Source organism: Methylophilus sp. TWE2 (genome assembly GCF_001183865.1).
In the GTDB taxonomy this organism is placed as follows: Bacteria; Pseudomonadota; Gammaproteobacteria; order Burkholderiales; family Methylophilaceae; genus Methylophilus.
On sequence record NZ_CP012020.1, the window covers coordinates 1297567 to 1322515 of the forward strand.

Genomic DNA, 24949 nt, shown 5'->3' on the forward strand with positions numbered 1-24949 from the left:
AAATCACTATGGCAACTCATCAAAATAATAGTGGCAATCTGCATGAAAAGATTGAAACTAATAACTTCCTGTTGATCGTGCTGACTTTTATCACGATCTCCTTTGGTGGTCTGGTTGAAATCGTGCCGCTTTTCTTCCAGAAATCCTTGACTGAGCCTATCCGTGGTTTGCAGCCTTATACACCGCTGCAACTGGCAGGCCGTGATATCTATCTGCGTGAAGGCTGCTATAACTGCCACTCACAGATGATTCGCCCGTTCCACGCTGAAACACTGCGTTACGGTCATTACTCTGTCGCTGGTGAATACGTGTATGACCACCCGTTCCAGTGGGGTAGCAAGCGTACCGGTCCTGACCTGCATCGTGTGGGTGGTAAATACTCCGATGACTGGCATCGTGTTCACCTGAACCAGCCTCGCGATGTGGTTCCTGAATCCATCATGCCAGCCTACCCATGGTTGAACGAAAACCTGGTAGACGATGCCACCATCGGTGACCATATGGCTGCCCTGCGTAAAGTAGGTGTGCCATACACTGATGAGCAGATCAAAGCTGCCGGCGAAGAAATCAAGGGTAAAACCGAGATGGACGCATTGGTTGCATACCTGCAGGTATTGGGTACCCACCTGAAATAAGGAGACGCGCCATGGACACAATCAACCTATTACGCATATTGTTTACAGTACTGAGTTTCGTCCTGTTTATTGCAATCGTGGTGTGGGCATGGCGCAATCGTCACTCCGCACAATTCAAAGACGCGCAGCACTTGCCGTTCGACCAAGACTAATATTTGTGCGGATAAGTTAAGGAAAACATCATGAATGATTTTGTAAACGGATTTTGGCCGATCTGGATTTCGACCATTACCTTGGGTGGGATTGCTTTTTGTGTTGGCTTACTGATTTTCGCCAGCCGCATTAAAGTGAATGTGCAAAGTGACAACACCAATGGTCACGAGTGGGATGGTATTAAAGAAATGAACAATCCGCTGCCAATGTGGTGGGTAGGCTTGTTTATCATCACTGTGATTTTCGGTTTGGCTTACCTGTTCCTGTTCCCTGGTCTGGGGACTTACAACGGTAAGTTTGGCTGGACAGAAGTAAAACAGTACGAAGCGGAAGTCGCCAAAAACAACGAAAAGATTGCCCCTTTGTATGCCAAATATGCGGCAATGCCAGTAGAAGAAGTGGCCAAGATCCCCGAAGCGCGTGATATTGGTAAACGTATTTTCCTCAATAACTGTGCCGCCTGTCATGGTTCAGATGCCAAGGGTAGCCGTGGTTTCCCTAACCTGACTGACAATGACTGGCTGTACGGTGGTGCACCTGACACCATCAAGCTGACCATCAACAACGGCCGTAACGGTATCATGCCGCCGATGGCTGCTGCTGTAGGCTCTGAAGAAGATGTCAAAAATGTGGCTAACTACGTACTGAGTTTGTCTGGCAGCATTCATGACTCTGGTCGTGCCAATGCCGGTAAAGAAAAATTTGCCGTCTGTGCAGCTTGTCATGGTCCAGAAGGTAAAGGAAACCAGGCAATTGGTGCTCCTAACCTGACAGATAACATCTGGTTACATGGCCAGGGTGAGGCTGCAATTATCAAGCGTATTCACGAAGGTAAAAATAACGTGATGCCAGCATGGCAAGAGAAATTCACGCCAGAACAAATTCACTTGCTGACCGCTTATGTTTGGGGCCTTTCCAAAAAATAGGTGAATGCAAAACACAATGAGCGATATTAAAGAAAGCGCTGTGATCAAAACCACCATCCCTGAACAGGAGGTGGTTTTGTCACTTTATAAGTCCGCAGATAAAATTTATGCCCGCAGCGTATCTGGGATTTTTCATAAATGGCGTTGGGTCATGGTCTGGGCCACGCAGCTGTTTTTTTATGGTGTGCCATGGTTGCAATGGGATGGCCGCCAGGCCATGCTGTTTGACCTGGAGGCCAAGCGGTTTTATATCTTTGGCCTGATCTTTCATCCGCAGGACCTGATTTACCTCTCGTTCCTGCTGATCGTTTCCGCGCTTGCACTGTTCCTGTTTACAGCGGTGGCTGGGCGGTTATGGTGTGGCTACACCTGTCCACAAACGGTGTATACCGAAATCTATATGTGGATGGAACAGAAGATAGAAGGGGACCGCATAGCCCGCATGCGTCTTGACGACAGTCAGTGGAATCTCAACAAGATTACCCGCAAGTCGCTCAAGCAGTTTGCCTGGATCACGTTTGGCTTATGGACAGGCGTCACCTTTGTCGGCTACTTTTCACCCATCCGTGAGCTGGTCCCCGCCATTTTTGAGTGGCAACTGGGTGGCTGGGAAACCTTCTGGATCTGCTTCTACGGTTTTGCGACTTATGGCAATGCAGGCTATATGCGCGAGCAGGTTTGCAAATACATGTGCCCATACGCGCGTTTCCAGAGCGCCATGTTTGACGGTGACACCATGACCGTTACTTATGATGAGGCACGTGGCGAGCCTCGTGGAGCACGCTCCAAAAAGGCGGGCGAAAATGCCAACGGGCTGGGTAGCTGTATTGACTGCAGCATTTGCGTGCAAGTGTGTCCGACAGGGATTGATATCCGTAATGGCCTGCAATATGAGTGTATAGGTTGCGGCGCCTGTATTGATGCCTGTGATGACGTGATGGATAAAATGGGTTATGCCAAGGGCCTGATCAAGTACACGACGCAGAATGGCTTGGAAAATCGTTGGACCCGTCAGCAAATGTGGCGTCGTCTGTTGCGGCCACGTGTGCTGGTTTACACGGCAATTCTGTCTGCGTTAACCATTGGCATGGTCGTCAGTCTTTATTTCAAACCTGACTTCAGGCTCGACGTACTTCGTGACCGTGCCATGATGGCGCGCTACACCAATGAAGGTAAGATTGAGAACGTGTATAACCTGAAATTGGAAAATGATACCGAGACTACGCGCGATTACGCATTGCAGGTGACTGGGTTGCCTGACATATCCGTGCATATTTCAGATAATAATGGCCAGCCATTCAAAGGCTTTAAACCTTTTGAAACCAGAAATGTGATCGTCGAGTTGCAACTACCTGATGGCGTCACCAATGCGGGCTCTCACAAAATTTATTTTGAAATGACGGATATTGCATCCAAAGACACGATCAAAGAAAAATCAGTGTTTATCGTGCCAAGCAATTAACGCATCAGAAACTAATGCGTCACAAATGAACGGAGTTACACATAATGAGCAATACGCAAGCAATCGCTAATGGAGCGTCTGTCAAGGGTGACCAGAAATGGTACCACAACCCGTTCGTCTGGTTGATTATTGGCGGGCCTTTATTGGTGGTTGTCGCTTCTTTTATTACCCTGTACCTGGCCATTACGCATCCTGATCCAGCCATTGATGATTACTATCGCAAGGGCATTGAAATCAACAAGACGCTGGATGCGCAAGGCCAAGAGTCACAGAGTGAGTCCATGGCGCCTGCCATCCAGGCACGCAATCACGCCCAAACCGGCTTAAAACCGGCTGAAGAGTAATTTTACTCATCTACTGAAACACGCGCACGCAAACGACCAGCGTGCGCAACCTTTCTGCATATTCCTCCAGTACTTCAGCTGGGGTGGTCTGAAGGCAACCTTTGCTATCCTGCTGGCTTTGCCTGGCAATACCATACAGCAAAATTCCGCTGATCTCTTCTTTCACCGATTGCAAGGCGTCAATATAGCCAGGCAAGCTAGGGGTCGTAATCAGCTTCCCGTCCGTTATTCTGCTAACAACGGCAGTTTGTACCCATGTTTTACAAAGTGTGCAACAAGTCTGCAGGCGCTGCAAATGCAAGGAGAATGGCAGATGCGTGTCGTTGATGGCGAGCATTTCAGCATCATTCCCTGCATCCAGTTTGAACCAGACTTCACCCTCTATGTCATCCAGTAATTTGAGCGCATGTTGCACATTGGCATGATGTAGCTGGCTACCATTGGTAATTAGCCGGACATGCGCAGGACGGTCGTCTGGGCGGCGCTGTCTTAATAACGCAATCAGTTTGTAGAGTACCTCGGCAAACTGTGGTGATGTGGTCGGTTCGCCATCCCCAGCAAAAGCAATATCTTGCACGCAGTCTTTTAGCGTGAGGGGGGCGCAGTGTTGACTGAGCCAGTTGAGGCAATCAGTGAGTTCCTGAATAAGCTGGGGGTTATCAATCGTTGGAGATGGGCCGCGCTGCAATCCGGGCACCTGACAATATAGGCAATGCCAGTTACAGCAGTGATTCGGGTGCAGGTTAATGCCTATGGAAAGACCGCCAGCGCGACGAGACCATACCGGGTAAATATATTGCCAGTGACGACCACTGGCATACTCGGTCAGGGCGGTAAAAAGGGGAGAAGGCTCCATACCCTGAACCGATTGCCAGAAAAAAGTAGTTTTTAGCAGGTGCTGGCGTTGAAAATAGTTTTCAGTTTTTCGTGGTCCAGGATGCGGATATTTTTCTGTTTGACCTCAATGATGCCGTCTTCACTGAACTTGGAAAAGGTGCGGCTGACAGTTTCCAGTTTCATGCCCAGGTAGCTGCCAATTTCTTCACGTGTCATGCGTAAAATCAGCTCACTTTTTGAGTAACCCCTGGCATGCAAACGTTGCAATAAATTGAGCAAGAAGGCCGCCAGGCGTTCTTCCGCGCGCATATTGGCCAGTAACATCATCACGCCATTTTCACGCACAATTTCACGGCTCATGATTTTGTGTACATGTCGCTGCAGCATGGGGATTTCACGGGACAGATCTTCGACATGGTTAAACGGCATCACACAGACCTCAGCGTCCTCAAGGGCAATCGCGTGGCAGTTGTGTTTGTCGCTGACAATCCCGTCCAGGCCCATGATTTCACCAGCCATCTGAAAACCCGTGACTTGCTCACGGCCATCTTCTGACACCACACAGGTTTTGAAAAAGCCAGTACGGATCGCATACAAGGTGGTGAAGGCATCGCCGCTGCTATACAGGTGGCCGCCTTGTTTCACTTTCTTGCGGGTGGCAACCATCCCATCCAGCTGCTTCATTTCATCGGTACTTAAACCGATGGGGAGGCACAGCTCACGCAGGTTGCAATTAGAACAAGCGACCTTGAAGCTGGATTCGGCTTGCATGGGAGGTGTCCTTGTCTGTCGTTGAACATGCGAAGGATTATACGCCTCTTCAGAGATGGTTTCATTGAACATGGTGATCTATCTTCCCTTTTATATTGCGTTGCATTATGCATGGGACGCTCTAGACAGCGTTTGATTTGCATCAAGAAGTCATCTATTGCTTTGTGGCAAAGTGGCATCCAATGATCCCGGGGCTGCTCGCCCCCACTGTGCTGACAGGAAAGAATTTGCTAGAAACCATGAAACAACCGTTGATGATCACCCAGGAGCATATCGAACGCTATGATGTTTCCGGGCCGCGTTATACCTCGTATCCGACGGCAGACCGCTTTGTTGAAGCTTTTGATGCGGCTGCCTATTACAAATCGGCAGAGCAGCGCAACATCAGTAACTGGACGCAGCCACTGTCGGTGTATGTGCATATCCCGTTTTGTGCCTCACTCTGTTTTTATTGCGCCTGCAATAAAATTGTCACCAAACGCTATGAGCAAAGCGCCATTTACCTCAATTACCTGCAACGTGAACTTGGCTTGCATCTTAACAAGATTGGAAAAGCACAGGCAGTGAATCAGCTGCATTTGGGCGGAGGCACACCGACTTTCCTCAATGATGAAGAGTTGTCCAGCCTCATGCAGATGCTGAAAACAGCTTTTGTATTCAGTGAGGAAGGTGAATATTCCATCGAAATTGACCCGCGGACCGTGAATCAGGCCCGTTTGCAACACTTGCGTGACCTCGGCTTTAACCGCCTGAGTTTTGGCGTGCAGGATTTCGATGCAGAAGTGCAGCAGGCCGTACACCGGGTACAGTCTTATGCGCAAGTCGACACCCTGATGCAACAGGCGCGGCAGATGGGCTACCAGTCTATCAATGCCGACCTGATTTATGGTTTGCCCAAGCAAACGCCAGCGACTTTCCGCGAAACCATTAGTAAAATTACTCAATTGCGTCCAGACCGCATTGCCTTGTATGGCTATGCGCACCTACCTTCACGTTTTAAGCCACAACGCCGCATTTTGCAGGAGGATCTGCCGAATGCCGTCGATAAAATCCAGATGCTATCAGAAGCCATCCAGCAATTGATGCAGGCAGGTTATGTGTATATCGGGATGGATCACTTTGCCTTGCCTACGGATGCGCTGGCGATTGCCAAGCAGCAGGGCAGGTTGCACCGCAATTTCCAAGGCTACAGCACCATGGCCGACCAGGATATCCTGGCACTGGGTGTCTCTGCTATCGGCAAGATGGGCGCCACCTACAGCCAGAATGCCAAAACGCTGGAAGAGTATTATGACTTTCTTGATCAAGGCCAGTTGCCCATCGTACGCGGGCTGGCGTTGAGCCGGGATGACCTGATCCGCCGTGCCGTGATCATGGCCATTATGTGCCATGGTGAGCTCAGCTATGAATCTATTGATCTTTCCTATATGGTTAACTTCAGAGATTACTTTAAGTCAGAAATGCAACAACTTGTTGAAAAAGAAAAACAAGGCTTGGTAATTCTGGAAGATGATGGTCTTAAGGTCACCGAAATGGGTTGGTATTTTGTACGTGCGATAGCCATGGTATTTGACCGCTATTTACAGCACGATGCCAATCGTGCAAGGTTCTCCAAAATCCTTTAAACTGCCGGCATGTTAGCCAGCTTACTCCTGACGGCCTTCGTCATGGGGCTGGCAGGCGGCCCGCATTGTATTGCCATGTGTGGTGCAGCTTGCGGCGCCATGCAGTCCTCCTCACACACGACCAGCCAATTTCGTTCCATCCCATTGCGAGTGGTTAAAACCATCCCCTGGAGCTTTTACCTGGGGCGCATGCTAGGTTATGGCCTGTTGGGTGCGTTGGCAGCTGAAACACTGCGCGGCCTGGCCTGGCTTTCTAACCAGAGTCATGTTTTTCAACCTTTATGGACCTTTTCCCACACCCTGATTTTTGCCTGGGGTGTGTTGTTGCTCATTACCGGGCAACAGCCGCAATGGGCGGTGCAGCGCGCGCAACAGGTCTGGGCATGGATCAGGCAACGTACCGAGCATGCCAGGCTGGGATATTTGCTGACAGGCATGATCTGGGCCTTGCTCCCTTGTGGCTTGCTCTACTCGGCAGTCATGCTGGCCTCCTTGCAGTCGCAATGGTTGCAGGGTGCCCTGGTGATGATGGCATTTGCCTGTGGGTCAGCAGTGATTCTCGCCATCGCTCCCCTTATCTGGCGTGCAAGCCAGCAATCTTTGCCAGCCTGGTTTAAAGAATCCACCGGCATGCGCTTAAGTGGCGTGGTATTGATTGGGCTCAGTCTGGTCGCCTTGTGGATGGATGTCATGCATCACGACAAATTGTGGTGCCAGTTACTTTAGGGATTGCGCGCTTTCCAGCATCCTTGCCTTTATTGCCAGTATTCTGTAACTTACGATTGTTAATTTATTTTAATAATTGGGGTTGTGATGCTACGGCTAATCCGTCATTTCCTGCTTCTATGTTGTTTTTTTGGGGCGGTACACGTCCATGCACAAGCACCTGCCATTTTGCTGGCGCAGATTTACAACGAGGATATCCCGGTACAAGATTACCTGGTCAGTGAAAAGCTGGATGGTATTCGTGCAATTTGGGATGGACAGCAACTGATCAGCCGGCATGGACATCCTATCCATGCCCCGGCATGGTTTACCAAAAACTTTCCAGCGCAAATGTTAGATGGTGAATTATGGATTGCACGTAGCCGTTTTGAACAGCTTTCTTCTACTGTCAGGCAGTCGAATCCCAATGATGCGGCCTGGCGGCAAGTTGCCTATTATGTCTTTGAATTGCCGGAGGCCGAAGGTGATTTCTCCCAGCGCGTGCAGCGGATTGCGGAAATCGCCCGGCAAGTGCATAGCCCTTATCTCAAACCTCTGCCACAGTTCCGCGTAAGCGACAGGACTAAACTTAAGCGTACGCTGGACAGCATTGTCGCCAAGCGCGGCGAGGGCCTGATGTTGCACCGAGCCGATGCGCCATACCTCACTGGTCGCAGCCATGTGTTACTCAAGCTCAAACCACAACTGGATGCAGAAGCCAAAGTCATTGCCTATGTCCCCGGCAAAGGCAAGTATCAAGGTAAAATGGGCGCATTACTGGTAGAAATGCCGGATGGAACTCAGTTCAAGTTAGGGACAGGTTTCAAAGATGCCGAACGTGCCCATCCACCGCCGATAGGCAGTCAGGTCACGTATACTTATCGGGATGTGACTAAAAACGGCAAACCCAAATTTGCCAGTTTTTTGCGGGTACGCCCGCCCGAATAATCAATGACAGAAGGAAGATAAATGAAGTGGTTGGCAGGGTTGTTATTTAGTTTGATGACTGTGAACGCGTATGCACTCGATTTAAGTGGTGTGTATGCCTGTAGCGGCGATGATGCGCATGAAGGTAAATACACAGGCACCGTGACCATGCAGTTGCGCCCAGAGCATAGCAAAGGGGCAGATGCCAGCTATGACTTTCAGCTGGAAGTGCCTGACTATGGTGTTTATAAAGGCCACGCTGCGGTACATGGCATGCATGCGGCCATGCACTTTGCCTTACCGATGGAGAATGGTGAGTATGGTAGTAAAACCCATGATTATGGGACAGGGATTGCTGAATTTAAGAAAAATGCCAAAGGGCAGTTGAGTTTCAGGAAGTTTTATTTTGAACCGGCGTTTAAGGGTGGGAATACAGGGGTTGAGGAGTGTGTTAGAAAGTAATTCTTTAGTGTTCTAACCTTTGGTTTGAGTATTTATGAAAGGTTTCTTTTCGCCTGCTGGCGAGTTACTTTTCTTTGCTTGCACAAAGATAAAGTAACCAAAAGAAATGCACCCTAGCTTCCGCTTGTTCCCTGCGTTGCTCGCCAAAACAAGCGGTCACGAAACTCGACCTGGCAGCTCACAAAATACGTGAGCTGCTGCGGGACTCGGACAGTCGCTCCCTTTAATCTTGTTTTGCCTGTGCTACTCGGCGCGGCAGATAGGGGCCCGAAAACTACTGAGCGCTACCGTTTGTGGAGTTAAGAAAAGAAGTTGAGTTTTTAAACGTCCAATCTTTCACTGTGTGACTTTGACGAGATAAATCCCATTCCATCACGCTGAGTAGCGGAGACAAAGTAAGAGAGAAGGGAGCGGCTGTTTGAGCTCCGCAACAAGCCACGAATTGTGTGGCTTGTCAGGGCGAGTTTCGTGACCGCTTACTTTGTTGAGCAACGCAAGGTAGCCGAAGGCCGTGATGGCTGGGTGCCCTCTTCTTTGGTTACTTTCTGTGGGGCAAGCAACAGAAAGTAACTCGCCTAAAGGCGAAAAAAGATGTTCAAGCAGTGCAAATTCAGCTAGTCGTAAGGCAGCCATGCTGCATGCCATCCCGCATGCCATGTTAAAATCCCACCCCTATGACCGCTGTCTCACCCATCCAACTCATCAGCCAACTCGAAAAGCAACTCCCCCAGTGCATGCTGGCCGACCGCTTCCCGTTAAAGCGTCGTTTGAACCAGTTGCGCGATGCGTTAAAACAAAACAAACCTGTCGATAAATCTCTGCTCGATATTGCCCACAAAGTCCAGGCATCGCAGCAGCGTTTGCAGGCCCGATTAAGTGCTTTACCCAAACCAGAATACCCCCCCGAGTTGCCAGTCAGTGGCAAAAAAGATGAGATTGCAGCAGCCATCGAGAACCACCAAGTAGTCATTGTCTGCGGTGAAACTGGCTCCGGTAAAACCACACAGTTACCCAAGATTTGCCTGGAGTTAGGCCGGGGTGTGACTGGGCTAATTGGTCACACGCAACCTCGCCGGATTGCCGCGAGGTCAGTGGCGTCACGCATTGCGCAGGAACTCAAAAGCCCGCTAGGTGAAGCCGTGGGTTACAAGGTGCGGTTTAACGACAAGCTGTCTGAGAGCAGCTACGTGAAACTGATGACAGACGGTATTTTGCTGGCAGAGACGCAAAGCGATAAATTCCTCAATGGCTATGACACCATCATCATCGATGAGGCGCACGAGCGCAGTCTGAACATTGATTTCCTGCTCGGTTACCTCAAGCAGCTGTTACCGAAACGGCCTGATCTAAAAATCATTGTCACTTCAGCGACGATTGATGCTGACCGCTTTTCCAACCACTTCAATGGCGCACCCGTGATTGAGGTTAGTGGCCGTACGTATCCGGTCGAAATTCGTTACCGTCCTTTAGGTAATAAAACCACAATGGTGGCCGTCGAAGTGCCTGTTGATGATGGGCTGGATGATATAGACCGCTTTGCGCAGGATCTGATGGGTATCAAGCGCAAGCCGCCACGCACTGAAACGCGCTGGCTGGAGGAGGATGACGAAGAAGAGGTGATGGAAGATGCCATCCTCGATACGGCGGATGATTTGTTACGCCTGGGGGATGGCGATATCCTAGTATTTTTGCCTGGTGAGCGCGAAATCCGCGATACGGCTGACCATTTACGCAAGTATCAGGGACGCTCGCCGAAGCTTAAGTCCATTGAGATTCTGCCGCTGTTTGCGCGCTTGAGCATAGAAGACCAGCAAAAGATTTTCCGCCCCAGCGGTCAGCGCCGTATTGTGCTAGCCACCAACGTGGCTGAAACATCGCTGACGGTGCCGGGGATTAAATATGTCATTGATGCCGGGCTGGCACGTGTTAACCGCTATAGCCCCCGCGCCAAGGTTGAGCAATTGCAGATTGAGAAGATCTCGCAGGCGGCAGCCAAGCAGCGGGCAGGGCGCTGCGGCCGGGTATCTAACGGTATTTGCGTACGCCTCTATTCAGAAGAAGATTTTAACCAGCGTCCGGCCTTTACTGACCCTGAAATTCTGCGCAGCTCACTGGCTAGCGTGATTTTACGCATGGCCGATTTGCGTTTGGGTGATGTCGCGGAGTTCCCGTTTATTGAAGCGCCTTCCTCACGCCTGATCAGTGATGGCTACCAGTTGCTGCAAGAGCTGGGCGCCGTGACCGAGCGTCGCGAAATCACCGAGCTGGGGCGCCAGATGGCGCGCTTGCCGCTGGACCCGCGCGTGGCACGCATGATTATTGCGGCGAAAAAAGAAGGCTGTTTACGCGAAATCTTGATCATCGCCAGCGTGCTGAGTATTCAGGACCCGCGTGAGCGGCCCATGGACAAGCGCGAAGCGGCAGACAGTGCACATGCCAAGTTCAAGGCGGATGACTCTGATTTTATGAGTTATCTCAAACTGTGGGAGTGGTATGAGCAGGCACTCAAAGGCAAAAAGTCCAACAAGGATTTGCTCAACCAGTGCCACCAGAATTTCCTGTCATTCCTGCGCCTGAAAGAGTGGCGAGAGTTGCACCAGCAACTGCTGGAGATGGTTGAGGAAATGGACTTCAAGCGCAGCGACAAGGAAGCCAGTTACGAGCAGGTGCACCGGGCCTTGCTGTCTGGTCTGCTAGGCAATATCGGCTTCAAGGATGGAGATAGCGAGACTTATGCCGGTGCACGAGGTATTCGTTTTACCATAGCACCGGGCTCTGCCCTTAAGAAGAATCGTCCCAAATGGGTGATGGCAGCCGAGTTGGTGGATACCACCAAGCTGTACGCGCGCGTGGTCGCGAAAATTGACCCTGACTGGATAGAGCCGATTGCCAATGAAGGCGGCAGTCGTGACCTCACGCAAAGTCATTACAGCGATCCACGCTGGGACCGTAAAACCGCGCAAGTGGTGGCCTGGGAGCGTGTGAGCCTGTACGGCCTGACTATTGTGCCCAAACGCCGTGTGCATTACGGGCCGGTGAATCCTAACGAAGCACGCGAGATTTTTATCCGCGAAGCGCTGGCGAATATGGAATTTGATACACGTGCGCCATTTTTTGAAGCCAATCGGCGCCTCATTGCCGAGGTCGAAGCGCTGGAACATAAGGCGCGCCGCCAGGATGTGCTGGTCGATGAGTATCAGTTGTTTGCGTTTTACGACAAAGTGGTACCGCCAATTGCGGAGCCTGGCCAGCAACAGGCGTATCGCATTTATAACGGGGCTGCGTTTGAAAAATGGCGCCAGGATGCAGAAAAAACCAATCCCAAAGTACTGTACCTGACACGTGAGTCGCTGATGCGGCACGGCGCCAGTGCCATTACCGAGGTGCAGTTCCCAGAGCAGATGTCCATTGATGGTGAAACTGTGCCGCTCAAATACCGTTTTGAGCCTGGTCATGTGCTCGATGGCGTCACGGCGACGATTCCGTTGGCATTACTCAACCAGCTGGATGCGACGGTCACCGAGTGGCTGGTGCCTGGCATGATACGTGACAAAGTCACTGCACTCATCAAGGCCTTACCCAAGACTTTGCGCCGCGTCTGTGTGCCGGTGCCTGAGTTTGTGACCGGATTTTTGGAAGCCAAAAATCCGCAACAGTCCTTGCTGCCTGCGCTGGCCGACTTTATCCAGCACAAGACTGGGCTGAAGTTAAAACCGGAAGAGTTTGACCTGGCTGGGCTGGAGGCGCACCACCTCATGAACTTCAGTGTGGTGGATGAAAAAGGCCGCGAGCTGGGCATGGGCCGCGACTGGCACCTGCTCAAGAAACAGTTAGGTTCTGCCGCACAGCTGACCTTCAGAACAGGTTCGCCCGGCATAGAGAAATCCGGCCTCAAACAATGGGATTTCGGCGATTTGCCGCAAACACTGACTTTTAGCAAGGATGGCCGCCAGCTGACTGGTTATCCAGGTCTGGAAGACAATACCGACAGTGTGGCCATTAAACTGTTTGATACGGCGGAAGCCGCTGCCGATTCGCACCGCAAAGGGGTGTGCCGACTGATGCGTTTTGAGCTCAAAGAGCAGATGAAACAGCTGGAAAAAGGGTTGCCTGGTTTTAACCAGTATGCATTGTTGTTGCGTGCGGTCATGAATCCTGACCAGCTGCGCGAAGACATGCTACAGGCGATTGCCGACCGCGCCTTTATTGCCGAGGATGCGTTGCCGCGCACCAATGCCGAGTTTATGCAGCTCAAAACCCGTGCGCGTACACGCTTGCCCGCTGTGACTGAGGCCCTGACCCGTCAGGCACAATTGATTGCCAACGAATACCAGGTACTCACGGCGCAATTGCAAAAAATGACACCAGTGACGCAGAAAATCAAACGTGAGTGTGAGCAGCAATTGCAAGGCTTGCTTTACTCCGGCTTTTTCAGCCGCACACCGTGGGAGCAGTTGCCGCATCTACCGCGCTACCTCAAGGCGATTAAAATGCGCATCGATAAATACCCGACCAGCATAGAGCGGGATAGTCGCCATGCGCAGGCGCTGACACAAATTGAACAACGCTGGCAGCAGAAAGTCGAGCAATTACGCAAGGCGCATTTGCCTGTAACCAACCAGTTACAAGAGTTTGCGTGGCAGTTGCAGGAGTTACGTGTATCATTGTTTGCGCAGGAATTAAGAACCCCTTATCCTGTCTCAATCAAACGTCTTGAAAAACTCTGGCAAGAAATGCAATAGTCATGCGCGACACCCGCTAACATGTGATGAATCCTGTACATGCAGCCATCTCCTTTTGAACCCTTTAGCACGCCCAACTGGCTGAAGCCCAAGCAACGCGATCGTGTATTGCGTATTCCGGCTCGCCTGATGTGGGCACTATTGTTGTCGCTAATTTTTCACGCGATTATATTCTGGGGATTTTTGCTGGATTTGCTTAAGCCAACAGAAGAGCCAACACAAGCGCCACTGAATATCGTGCTGGATTTAGGCTTACCGGTCCCGCCCACGCCCAAAGTGGCACCGCCACCACCACAAGAGATGCCGGAGCCGGAGCCTGTCCCGCAGCCTAAACCCAAACCACCGCCAAAGGCTGAACCTAAGCTGCCGAAAAAAATCATTCAGTCGCAACGGCCGGATAGTCCCTTCAAGGTGCCTGAACCCAAGCCACAATCAAGGCCAGAGCAGCCGCAGCCAATGCCTGCGCCCCCGGCAGAAGATTTTTCAAGCTTTATCAAGCGCAAGCAGACTGACCGCAATGCAGATGAAATGGCGGCCAAGCAGATTAATGATGCGGCAGCAGCGGCTGAGCGCGGTCCTTCGGAAGATGAGCGCCGCATGAAAAACATCATGAACAATCTCAAGTTTGGCACCAACGGCTTGTTCCAGATCCGCCGCATGGACCCATACAATGCCACCTTCAGTTTCAAGGGCTGGGTCAATGATTACACCTCAGCCAATACGCAGTATTACGAGGTGGAGGCTGGTAGAGGCGAAGATATCCGCCTGGTGATGATACGCCGCATGATTGCCATTGTGCGTGAGCACTATGATGGCGATTTTGACTGGATATCCAACCGTCTGGGCCGCACGGTGACGCTGTCCGCCCGGCCCGCGGACAACGCGGCACTTGAAGATTTCCTGATGAAGGAATTCTTTGGCAATAATTATAAAAATCTGGACGTCTACGGGCGCTAGTGACCTTCATCCATGATGCCTGGCATCAGTCACTGCAATCGGCTTGGGTTATTTTTCGTCAGTTAACAAGTGCGCGATTCACTACCTGAGCAGGTAACTAGTGATTACGTTTTGTAGCTAGCCTTTGCCTTTTTCTCATGCAATAACTTGTACACCTCTTCAATTTCTTTTTGCTCAGCTACATCCAGTACTCCATCGTGATTAGCATCCATGTGCTCAAAGGTTTTCTTCTGGTTGCTTGAGTCGCCTTGCAAATACTCCTGTAGCGAAATCACACCATCTGCGTTTTCATCCAGGTAGCTGATGCTGTAGTTAGGCGGCATTTTGCTGCAATCTGGCATCGCGCCGTGCTCTTCAGCATGCGAGTTTTGGTAAAGCGATGGCACTAAAAAAACAATGAATGTCAATGCCGTTATTTTCATATCAACACACCCCGTTGCCTCATTCCAAGTAAGTGCTCCATATGATTAACGCGATAGCTAACTAGTTCCTCGGCGCAGTTTATTTTTACGCTTCAAGTCAGCAATCCAAACTATCATAAAACTTGTTTCATCTTTCATTTGAATAGTCTGTTACCGAAACACTTACAAAGCACCCAGTGTTAAACAGGCTAATGGCTTGTTTTAATAGTCAAAATTAGGGTCTGTAAGCGTTCGCATGGACTTGCTTGCAAGCAAAAGCTGTTGCTCAATAATATGTTCTGTCTGGCATGACATTGACTTTTGTTTACTGTCGATGCGCCAAACAGGTAAGCCCTCTAGGCTATAAATCGGTTTGATTTTCGACAAAATAATCGACTGCTCATGCCACTGATCGCCAACCACCCAGATTCGGGGAGCAGATTGTATGCAAATGGTTTGATCCAGTTTGCTGGGCACGATTAATATCTCTGAGGTATCAACGTGCGCGAAATGACTTGCTTCATGTAGTTCACGCCGCCAGTTATCGTGTCTATCTATATCCGCGGCATGCCAGTCATCAACCACACCCAATGGATGATTTAAATCGAGTGATGAGCGTAAGTCATAGATGTACTTGCCTAGCAAAATCACCTTGTCCTCTTGATTAACCTGTTTTTTAAGGTAGCTGGTTAACATTGAGGATGTTTTTTTATGATCATGTATTTGCGTCATCTTGATTGCGGATAGACAGCCAATCGCTGCAATGAAAAGCATGATTTGCAATCGTTTGCTGAATTGTTGTGTCGCAGATTGAGGTGAGATCACCATTGCGATGAGTGTTGCAAATGCGGGTAGCACCGGAATAATGTATCCAGGTGGTTTTGATGACGGTAAAGAAAAAAATAATACTATGGAGGCTACCCAGATCAGCATCAGTCTCAGGATTTCTTTTTGCCGGGGTGCCATCTCCGTCATCATCTGACGGTATCCTCTAAGCAATCCCAGACTCCAAGGCAATGTCAGCAGTGGAAGCAATATCAGAAAAAACCAGAATGGTTGCTTGTTATTAAATGTTGATTCTGTATAGCGTTCAAAGTGATGGTGAATAAAAAAGTATTTGATAAAGCCTGGATAATGAAACTCAACCATGCATATCCATGGCAAGCATATTAAAGACAGAATGATCAATCCGCGTGGCAAGATTAATCTGGCGATCAGCTTTCCCCTGCCCGAAGCTAACATCCAGCAAAAAATCACAATGGCTGGCAATACAATGCCAATGAGCCCTTTGGCAAGCATGCCCAGACCGGCCATGGCATAGGCCATCATCAATATGTTTTTGTAAGGCAAGTGTGACTCAAGCCTGAAGATGGCATGTACTGTTGCCAGAATAGTCAACGTTGTAAACGTAGACACCAGCATGTCCGGATTTGAAAACTGGGCTGCAAAATAAAAGAACGGTAAAGTGACCAGTATTAATACAGTCTTGTGAGCCAACATTGCCGAGACATATTCTCTAATAAAAAAGAAGATGGCCAGGCAGGTGACAAAAGCAGCACTCAAAGGCACCAGGCGGATACAAAAATTGTTCAGCCCACAAGCATAAAGACTGAGGTCAGTGAGCCAATAGAATAAAGGCGGTTTATGAAAAAACGGTAGTTCATTGATGGTAGGTAGCCATAGATGGCCACTCTTCAGCATCTCCCATGCAACAGTCACGTATCGTGCTTCATCTGGACTCTTTAAGGGTCTCCATCCAAGTGAGATGAGTAGCCAGATTAAAATTGCTGACCACCAGCTGATGGTTAATAGCGAAGTGGCCGGCTGTAAACTAGTACGGTTTGTTGCAATCAGTTTTGTAAAAATTTTTTCCATCACAAATAGCCATCTTCCAAATTATGTGCGTATCACCCAAGTCGTCGCTTGTGGGGTTGTTTTCAGAGGAACATATTTCATTTTGACTTTCACTGATGGCTTGTCTTCAGTACTAAGCGCTGTTCCTTTCACAGGAGTGACATTGCTGGGATCATCCCAACAGAGCTCGTAAAAAATGGTCACGGTGCAATAAATGATCAGGAGCACATATATCGAATAGAGCAAATCTCGCATAGTGTCTTTCCTCCTAGTGCAAAAGCCATTTAGCGTCAGAAACCAGACACATGCCACCATAGCGTTTGAGAATGGGTCGCAGTGTTTCAATCACACTTTTTAGCTGGTTTTCTGCGCAGGCAATCACAAAAGTGATGTTTTCAAATTTTTCGCCAAAAGCACTGCCATCCCTCAGCCCGCGTTCGCCGCGTCCGCCCACATGGTGGTAAATGGTGTAGCTTTTAATATTGATACTTTCCAGTTGTTGAATCACTTCCTCTTTCTCTATGGATTCCACGACCAGTTCAATGCGTTTCACGCCTATCATTTCTGAATCTTTCATAGTTGTTGAGCAAAATAAAAATATGTTGGAATGCCAATCACCACATTAAATGGAAAGGTGATACCAAGGGATAACGTCAGGTAAAGCGAAGGGTTGGCCTCGGGAATGGCGATCCGCATGGCAGGGGGCACGGCGATATAGGAAGCACTTGCGGCCAGCACCCCGACTAGCATTGAACCGCCATTGGAGTAACCCAGTAATGTATGCCCAAGCGCTACGCCAACCGCCCCAAGTAACAGCGGCATCAAAATGCCAAAGCTGACCAGAAACAAGCCAGCACTTTTAAAGTCGGATAACTTTTTGCCAGCCTCTATCCCCATCGCCAGCAAAAACAGGCAGAGGACACCCATAAACATCTGTTGGAAAAACGGGAGTACTGATTGCAAATTTTTCTCAGGGACGATATCGCCAATCAGCATGCTTCCCAGTAGTAACACAATACTGCCGTTGGTGAGGGACTCATGCAGGATAGACCGGCGTGTCGAGAGGGTCATGTCAGCTTCGCTGTGCATGCTATGCCGCACATGATTCGCAAGATAAAGACCGATCAAAATGGCAGGCGATTCCATGACAGCCAGCATCATCACCGGATACTTTTCATAACTCATCTGCATGGCATCAAGAAAAGCGATGGCTGTCAGAAACGTACCCGCACTGACAGAACCATAATGTGCCGCAATCGCCACCGCATTGAGTTTATCCAGATTGCTCAGTCGCCAGATCAGCTGATAAGCAATTACAGGGATGACCACGCCTAATCCTAATGCCACCATCAACGCGGGTAAGGCTTCGTCATACGAGGCATGGGATAGCTCCTGACCGCCATGAATGCCGATTCCAATCAGCAAATATACAGTCAATGATTTGACTAGCTCTGGTGGCATTTTCAGGTCAGAGCGAACCAACTGAGCCAGCATGCCAAGTAAAAAGAAAAATACGGAAGGCAACAATAAGCTTTGCAACTGCATAACACCGATCCAGGTTTTTGACACCGAGATTATGCGCAGTTAAAAGCGTTCTGAATAATATAAAAATTAGAGGAAAAAGTTCTGTTTATTAGAACGTTTATGCGGGATAAAAAACACCCCGGCTGAGCGGGGTGTTTTTTATTTGATCACTGCAGGAAGCCGTTAAATATTCAAATTGCTCAGTCAGTCTTGGCGTAATTTGTGTTTTTAGACGTGACTTTAAAAGGTTTCCCACTCCGCACTGTTGTCTGTTCCATTACGCAACACGGTACGCGTGGGCGTGTAAGCGGGACGTGCTACTGTTTTGGTCAATTTTGGTTGAGAGGCATGCAATGCAGAGGAACTCAATTTATATTGGCTCACTTTTTGATTGAGTTGCGCGGCCTGATCTACCAGTGACATGGCTGCAGCGGTGGCTTCCTCAACCAGTGCCGCGTTTTGCTGGGTGACTTCATCCAGCTGAGTCACAGCCGTATTCACCTGATCAATCCCGGTGCTTTGTTCCTGGGAAGCGGTGCTGATTTCGCCGATTAAATCCGAAATCTGCTGAATCGCCATGATGATTTCATCCATGGTGCCATTGGCCTGGTCCACATATTGGGAACCATTGGCAACTTTTTCGGAAGAGTCCACAATCAGTTGCTTGATTTCTTTGGCGGCGCTGGCTGAGCGTTGCGCCAAGTTACGTACTTCACTGGCCACCACCGCAAAGCCTCGGCCTTGTTCACCGGCACGGGCAGCTTCAACCGCTGCATTCAACGCCAGGATATTGGTCTGGAAAGCAATGCTGTCAATGACCGAAATAATTTCCTCAATACGTGAAGAGCTCTCGGTAATCTCTGACATGGTCGTCACGACTTTACCAAACACCTCACCCCCGCGGGCAGCAATTTCGCTGGCCTTAAAGGTCATCGTATTCGCCTGTTTGGCATTCGACGCATTCTGTTTTACGGTAGAGGAAATTTCTTCCATGCTGGCCGCGGTTTCTTCCAGCGAGCTGGCCTGTTCTTCCGTGCGTTGAGACAGGTCATTGTTGCCCACTGAGATCTCGTTAGCCGCGGTGTTAATCGTTTCACCGGCCACTTTGATAGAAGCAAGGATATCTGTCATGGTGTCTATAATGCTGTTGACACCTTCACACAGCTCCTTGATCTCACCTTGTTTGTCATTTGTCGTAATGCGCTGGGTTAAGTCGCCATTTTGCACTAATGCCACCACCTCACCGGTTTCGTGCACGGCGTTTTTCATGGCATTGGCTTCATTGACCTTGGCCGTAATATCTGTGGCATATTTCACCACCTTAAAGGCATTACCTTCTGCATCCAGAATAGGGTTATAACTGGCTTGCAACCAGACGATCTTGCCACCTTTACCTACGCGTTGGTACTGGCCATTATCAGGTTCGCCTTGTGCCAATTTCTCCGAGAACTGTTTGTATTCCTGGCTGTTTTTATAGCCCGAATCGACAAACATACTATGGTGATTGCCGATGATTTCCTGGTGGGTATAACCTGTCACCGCAGCAAAGTTAGGATTAACGTTGGTGATGTTACCTTTAAGGTCAAACTCAATCACTCCCATGACTTTGCTAATGGCAGCAATTTGCCCGGCAAAATCTGCGTTCTTGAGTTTCTCAGCAGTAATATCGGTGGCATATTTCACCACCTTGAATGGTTTGCCTGAGGCATCAAAAATAGGGTTGTAGCTGGCTTGTAACCAGACTTCCTTGCCGCCTTTACCAATGCGTTTGTATTGACCGTTATCTGCCTCGCCACGTGCCAGTTTCTCCCAGAACTGTCTGTATTCCTGGCTGTTTTTATAGGCAGCTTCGACAAACATGCTGTGATGACTACCAATGATTTCCTGTGGGCTATAGCCAGTCACTGCCGCGAAGTTGGGGTTAACGTTGGTAATGTTGCCTTTCAGGTCAAATTCAATGACGCCCATCACCTTGCTGATGGCAGAAATCTGGCCTTCAAAGTCTGAGTTCTTGAGTTTGTCTGCTGTGATGTCGGTGGCATATTTCACCACTTTAAAAGGTTTGCCCGCGGCATCAAAAATAGGATTGTAACTGGCTTGCAACCAGACTTCCTTGCCACCTTTGCCGATGCGTTTATATTGGCCGTTATCGGCTTCGCCCCGCGCCAGTTTTTCCCAAAATAGCTTGTATTCCTGACTATTTTTATAAGCTTGTTCAACAAACATGCTGTGGTGTTTGCCTAATATTTCTTGTTTGCTATAACCAGTCACGGCAGCAAAGTTATCATTGACGTTGGTGATATTGCCTTTAAGGTCGAACTCAATCACGCCCATGACGTGGCTGATGGCTGAAAGCTGGCCTTCAAAGTTTAAATTTCTGAGTTTTTCTGCCGTGATATCCGTGGCATATTTCACCACTTTAAATGGCTTGCCATTGGCGTCTAGAATCGGGTTGTAACTGGCTTGCAACCAGATATCATTACCGCCTTTGCCTTTGCGCAAATATTGGCCTTGATCAGCCTCACCGCGCGCGAGTTTCTCCCAAAATGCCTTATATTCTGCACTGGCTTTATAAGCAGCATCGACAAACATGCTATGGTGCTGACCAACAATCTCCTGCTTGCTGTAACCGGTCGCTGCGGCAAAATTGTCGTTGACCGCGATAATATTTCCTTTTAAGTCGAACTCAATCACGCCCATCACTTTATCAATGGCACGGATTTGCCCCTCTAAATTCAACTGTTTATGTAACTGTTCTAATGAAGGTTGCTTGGCTAATTTTCCCAATATATTTAGACCCATCTCACCACTCCATTTATATAAATTAATTTAAGAATTATTATCGCGACATTATTTTCATATTAAATACTTAAAGTTCATAAGGGTATATGTGAATAAGGCGTGGATTTGTAGTCCAATTAGCGAAATAAGCGCGGAAGAGCCGTTTGTTTTGGCGTTTTATTTCTGTAATTACCTGTCATGGTTAAAACGATGTGATAGATCAAAAACAAAAAGCCCACCAAAAGGTGGGCTTTTAGGGGATTCAGCAGACTTTATTTAGTGGTCGCTGCCATGCCCGGCAATTTTATCCATCCAGGCAAATAACACGCCGGTGATAATAAACGTCAGGTGGATCCCCACCAGCCAGGCCATTTGCTCGGTGCTGAAAGAAGCGGTGCCAGAGCTTTGGTGCACAAACGCCTTCAGCAGGTCGATGGCAGAAATCGCAACGATAGAACCAATCAGTTTCAGTTTAAGGCCAGAGTAATCCACTTTACCCATCCATTCAGGGCGGTCTTCACTGTCGGCCGTATCAATGCGCGAGACAAAGTTTTCATAACCGCTGAAAATCACCATAATCAGCAAGTTACCCACCAGCGTGATATCCACCAGCGCCAGCAATGACAGCACCGTTTCCTGCTCGGTGAGTGACCCCAAATGCCCGGCAATATGGGAAAACTCCTGGCCAAATTTCACCAGCAAAATCACCAGCCCGCCCACCAGGCCGAGATACATCGGCGCCATCAGCCAACGGCTACTAAAAATCAACTGCTCTAAAATTCTTTCCAAAAACTTCGCCATGAAAACTCCAAATAGAAACTACTAATTTTTCTCAATGAATGATTTTGCAGGATGAAGCGCAAGGCGCACGGAACACAGAAACCGGATTGTACTTGTAGTACATGAGGATTTCGCGTACCGCGCAACACAGCGATTCGCCTGTTAAATCACTTCATTCCTAGAATTGCGTAAGCATGTCACGAACTGCGCTTTCTTCTATGCCCTTGCCAATAATCACAATCCGGCTAATCGGCTCATCCTCATCCCAGCCTTCAAGCAGCGTAGGCGGGTAGGGCGTAAAGTGCACCGCGTGTATCGCTAGCGGTGCAGGCGCATCTTCCACATGCAAAATGCCTTTCATGCGCAGTAGCTTTTCGCCATGCGTCTGGCACAACTTGAGTATTACGCTTTTAAAGTCACCCCACGCCATCGGCTTAGGCAAGTAGACGGTAAACGTGTTCACATCATCATGCGAAGGCGCTTTAGGCAAAGTGCCTTTTTTTGCCGCACTAAACCCACTGGCAGGCGCACGCAACCAGCGCTGCGGGTTGGCCTGCTTGCTGGCAAAGTCAAACAAGCCTACATCAATAATCTGCATCGGGTCTATCTCGCCATGTAACACAAACTGCTGCGTCGCATTCGGGTTAATCTCGGTCAGCTTCGCCTGCAAAGCCTCAATCTGCTCAGGCGTTGCTGTGTCACGCTTGGTAATCAGCAACACATCCGCCACCGCCGCTTGTTTCAGCGCTTCTTTCTGTTGCCCAATCTGCTGCAAACCATACGCCGCATCTATCGTCACCACCACAGCGTCTAAACGATACACCGATTCAATCACCGGCTCATTCATCAGGTTAGCCAAAATCGGGCCAGGGTCCGCCATGCCGGTGGTTTCAATCACCAGGCGGTTAAATTCCGGCACCGCTTGCAAACTGCGCTTAAAGAACAAATCGCGCATGGTGTCCGCCAGCTCATTTTTAAGCGAGCAACACAAACAGCCAGAACTCAACAACACCGTGTTATCGGCAATATGCTCGCTCTCAATGGTTTGCGAAATCTGGCTATTGGCAAAAATCTGGTCCAAGCCTGCTTCACCGAGCTCATTGATGATCACGGCAGTGTCTTTCATGGCAGGGTTATGCAGCAGTTTGTTGAGCAGGGTGGTTTTGCCGCTACCCAAAAAACCAGTGAGCAGCGTGACGGGGATACGTTTATCCATATAAATTCTAATAAAACGAGTGTGGGAGGTATTTTAACGCGGATATTTATTGGTATTGCTAAGTGTTTAAACTTATATATGGTGGTGCTATTTGTAACAACAAGAGAAAATTAAGTAATTTATTGAGTTTAATAGAATCGTTTGAATGATGATTTAATAAATTTCTTTTGTATAAAGTGTAATTCTGTAACGTCAGTTATTTTTTGGGTAGCAGTCGCAATGGTGTCCATTTTTTTTCTTAAAACATCAACTCTAAATTTTTCACCAACCTTCGCGGCACTATCTCGACCATGAGCCACAGCATTTCGCCTCTCTACAATCTCATCGATAGTAACTTCTTCAGATTTTTCTAAGGTGGGCGATTCAATTCCCAAAGCTCTAAGAGATTCATTTATTGTTTTTGCCCAAACGTTTTGTAATGAGTTTGAGAAAACAGTTTCGTTAAGTTTGATTACATTATTCGAACCGGCTTTAATAAATAGATCCACTGATTTTGCAATGATCTTACTCTGACTGCTATCGTAAATAGATTTCATGTCATTGAATAAGGCTAAAGACAAGAGAGGTTTTTCAAAATGATTGTTTTTAACACTCTTAGCCGAGATGAGAAGAACAGAAGTCTCAATAATGTCATTTACAGATTTTTCAAAAGCGCCGTAAAGCTGAACATAAAATAATCCCTTCATAATTTGTACTTCAAGCGGGATTTCTTCAAAAGGATTGCTAGGTTCTAAAGTTGTTAAATGATTTAGAAAGGCATATACCTCCGCATATCTTTTCGCTGTTCTATCTTTAACTCCGCTGTATGGCATTAAATGAACGCTGCCTTTACAAAATCTATTCTTTCCTTAAGTTTAAGCTTCGAGTTCGTGGCTCCCGTTGTTAGTTTTCTCAGATCTTCATTATCCAAAAGGCTTTTTAGTATTTTACTGTCAATATCTAATCCAGACTTGATCGCATCTGCAACACCAACTGAAATTGCTTCATAAAGGACTAGTGGGGTCGAGTTTTTCCTATTTCCTCGAACAATTCCATCAGGCAGTTTCTCATTCAACACTCTGAATGTTTCTTTGAATATTTCCTTTAGGTTATTTTCGTCATTAAATTCTTTAGTTTTCTTTTCCATGAATTCATTTAAGAAGTCTTTTACGCCATGTACGAATAGCTCCCTATCTTGATAGTAAGCAAAGAATTTCAGAACTAATTCCTCTAGGTTTTCTTTAGTTCTTAGAACATTTATAAAATTTTTATCACGGGCTAATTCTTTTATTACATCATTAAATCTACCTATGAAAATACAATTACGTATTTCTTGTGGATGCAGAATAATTCCACCTGTATTCAGTCTTTCAAAAAGGTCGTAGCGTACCTCTAGATCACTTCTGTCATTAAGGACTGTTATACGAATTGGTCGCGTCATAAACAATAGCTGCAATGACTTCGGCAAGTCACTAAACTTCAGATCATTTAATGTAGAAAGTTTTTCTAAGCCTTTTAATTTTAAAACAGAGCAATTTGGATTAACCTTTTGAATAGTTTCAGCATCACCAACGAAATTAACAAGTGTAGTCAATCTCTGTAAGCCATCAACAACTTCCCATGTCGAGTCTTTATTTGTTGCCATGAACAGGCTTGGAACAGGGATGCCCAGAAATATAGATTCAATTAATAATGATTGCCTATCTTCTTTCCAAATGAAGTGTCGCTGGTATTCTGGTGCTATATCAATAGACTTATCTGAAACCATGTCATAAAGTTGCCTAACGGTGATGTCGTAGCTATCAAATGAAACGGTTTTTCTGTTGCTATCCAGTTGATCTTGAATTTTTATTGGATCCATTTTTAGC

General features: G+C 48.1%; 22 protein-coding genes. 11 read left to right on the forward strand and 11 right to left on the reverse strand.

Annotated features, from left to right (window positions below):
• Positions 1–8 precede the first annotated feature (8 nt).
• From ccoO to ACJ67_RS06275, 5 genes are read left to right on the forward strand one after another with little or no spacing between them, the layout of a single operon-like run.
• Entirely contained in the window at positions 9–635 is a 627-nt protein-coding gene (ccoO, locus tag ACJ67_RS06255) for a cytochrome-c oxidase, cbb3-type subunit II (RefSeq protein WP_018985567.1), read from the forward strand.
• 11 nt (positions 636–646) lie between these two features.
• Positions 647–787: a cbb3-type cytochrome c oxidase subunit 3 gene (locus ACJ67_RS06260; RefSeq protein ID WP_018985566.1), complete on the forward strand. Its 141-nt coding sequence runs from the start codon at positions 647–649 to the stop codon at positions 785–787.
• A 30-nt stretch (positions 788–817) separates the two neighbouring features.
• Positions 818–1714 carry a cytochrome-c oxidase, cbb3-type subunit III gene (gene ccoP, locus ACJ67_RS06265; protein WP_049638335.1) on the forward strand — a complete coding sequence of 299 codons (897 nt, stop codon included), beginning with the start codon at positions 818–820 and terminating at the stop codon, positions 1712–1714.
• A 16-nt stretch (positions 1715–1730) separates the two neighbouring features.
• Positions 1731–3176, forward strand: a complete 1446-nt coding sequence (gene ccoG / locus ACJ67_RS06270) for a cytochrome c oxidase accessory protein CcoG (RefSeq protein ID WP_049638336.1) — start codon at positions 1731–1733, stop codon at positions 3174–3176.
• Between the two features lie 44 nt (positions 3177–3220).
• A complete protein-coding gene (locus ACJ67_RS06275) occupies positions 3221–3520 on the forward strand; it encodes a FixH family protein (protein ID WP_049638337.1) in 300 nt (99 codons plus the stop codon).
• A 10-nt stretch (positions 3521–3530) separates the two neighbouring features.
• Here the strand turns inward: ACJ67_RS06275 and ACJ67_RS06280 are convergent, their stop codons facing one another.
• Positions 3531–4376, reverse strand: a complete 846-nt coding sequence (locus ACJ67_RS06280; protein WP_049638338.1) for a radical SAM protein — start codon at positions 4374–4376, stop codon at positions 3531–3533.
• A gap of 32 nt (positions 4377–4408) precedes the next feature.
• On the reverse strand, positions 4409–5128 hold the full coding sequence (gene fnr, locus ACJ67_RS06285) for a fumarate/nitrate reduction transcriptional regulator Fnr (protein ID WP_197080673.1): 720 nt from the start codon (positions 5126–5128) through the stop codon (positions 4409–4411).
• Between the two features lie 239 nt (positions 5129–5367).
• Here fnr and hemN point away from each other — a divergent pair, with 239 nt between their 5' ends.
• The 6 genes from hemN (at position 5368) to ACJ67_RS06315 (ending at position 14546) form a co-directional block, all read left to right on the forward strand.
• Entirely contained in the window at positions 5368–6753 is a 1386-nt protein-coding gene (hemN, locus tag ACJ67_RS06290; protein ID WP_049639800.1) for an oxygen-independent coproporphyrinogen III oxidase, read from the forward strand.
• A gap of 9 nt (positions 6754–6762) precedes the next feature.
• Complete coding sequence (locus ACJ67_RS06295) at positions 6763–7479, forward strand: sulfite exporter TauE/SafE family protein (protein WP_049638340.1); 717 nt, start codon at positions 6763–6765, stop codon at positions 7477–7479.
• Between the two features lie 87 nt (positions 7480–7566).
• Positions 7567–8406 (forward strand): DNA ligase, encoded by an 840-nt coding sequence (locus tag ACJ67_RS06300; RefSeq protein WP_049638341.1) that lies wholly within the window; start codon positions 7567–7569, stop codon positions 8404–8406.
• 21 nt (positions 8407–8427) lie between these two features.
• Positions 8428–8847 carry a hypothetical protein gene (locus ACJ67_RS06305; protein WP_049638342.1) on the forward strand — a complete coding sequence of 140 codons (420 nt, stop codon included), beginning with the start codon at positions 8428–8430 and terminating at the stop codon, positions 8845–8847.
• 734 nt (positions 8848–9581) lie between these two features.
• A complete protein-coding gene (gene hrpA, locus ACJ67_RS06310) occupies positions 9582–13589 on the forward strand; it encodes an ATP-dependent RNA helicase HrpA (RefSeq protein WP_049638343.1) in 4008 nt (1335 codons plus the stop codon).
• Between the two features lie 39 nt (positions 13590–13628).
• Positions 13629–14546, forward strand: coding sequence for a hypothetical protein (locus ACJ67_RS06315; RefSeq protein WP_049638344.1), 918 nt, complete (start codon positions 13629–13631; stop codon positions 14544–14546).
• 104 nt (positions 14547–14650) lie between these two features.
• Here ACJ67_RS06315 and ACJ67_RS06320 read toward each other — a convergent pair whose 3' ends face one another.
• From ACJ67_RS06320 to ACJ67_RS06365, 9 genes are all read right to left on the reverse strand, one after another.
• Positions 14651–14968 (reverse strand): hypothetical protein, encoded by a 318-nt coding sequence (locus ACJ67_RS06320; protein WP_049638345.1) that lies wholly within the window; start codon positions 14966–14968, stop codon positions 14651–14653.
• Positions 14969–15169: 201 nt separating this feature from the next.
• Positions 15170–16822 carry a glycosyltransferase family 39 protein gene (locus ACJ67_RS06325; RefSeq protein WP_082163930.1) on the reverse strand — a complete coding sequence of 551 codons (1653 nt, stop codon included), beginning with the start codon at positions 16820–16822 and terminating at the stop codon, positions 15170–15172.
• Positions 16823–17069: 247 nt separating this feature from the next.
• The gene (locus ACJ67_RS06335) at positions 17070–17378 is read right to left on the reverse strand and encodes a hypothetical protein (protein WP_049638348.1); all 309 of its coding nucleotides are present in this window, start codon (positions 17376–17378) and stop codon (positions 17070–17072) included.
• On the reverse strand, positions 17375–18346 hold the full coding sequence (locus tag ACJ67_RS06340; protein WP_049638349.1) for a sodium-dependent bicarbonate transport family permease: 972 nt from the start codon (positions 18344–18346) through the stop codon (positions 17375–17377). Before ACJ67_RS06340 ends, ACJ67_RS06335 begins: the two co-directional genes overlap by 4 nt.
• 219 nt (positions 18347–18565) lie before the next feature.
• On the reverse strand, positions 18566–21127 hold the full coding sequence (locus tag ACJ67_RS06345) for a methyl-accepting chemotaxis protein (protein WP_049638350.1): 2562 nt from the start codon (positions 21125–21127) through the stop codon (positions 18566–18568).
• 255 nt (positions 21128–21382) lie between these two features.
• Positions 21383–21907, reverse strand: a complete 525-nt coding sequence (locus ACJ67_RS06350) for a TIGR00645 family protein (protein ID WP_049638351.1) — start codon at positions 21905–21907, stop codon at positions 21383–21385.
• A gap of 157 nt (positions 21908–22064) precedes the next feature.
• Positions 22065–23102, reverse strand: a complete 1038-nt coding sequence (locus tag ACJ67_RS06355) for a GTP-binding protein (protein ID WP_049638352.1) — start codon at positions 23100–23102, stop codon at positions 22065–22067.
• A 128-nt stretch (positions 23103–23230) separates the two neighbouring features.
• A complete protein-coding gene (locus ACJ67_RS06360; RefSeq protein ID WP_049638353.1) occupies positions 23231–23914 on the reverse strand; it encodes an MAE_28990/MAE_18760 family HEPN-like nuclease in 684 nt (227 codons plus the stop codon).
• Positions 23914–24942 carry a DUF262 domain-containing protein gene (locus ACJ67_RS06365; protein ID WP_082163932.1) on the reverse strand — a complete coding sequence of 343 codons (1029 nt, stop codon included), beginning with the start codon at positions 24940–24942 and terminating at the stop codon, positions 23914–23916. Before ACJ67_RS06365 ends, ACJ67_RS06360 begins: the two co-directional genes overlap by 1 nt.
• Positions 24943–24949: the final 7 nt, after the last annotated feature.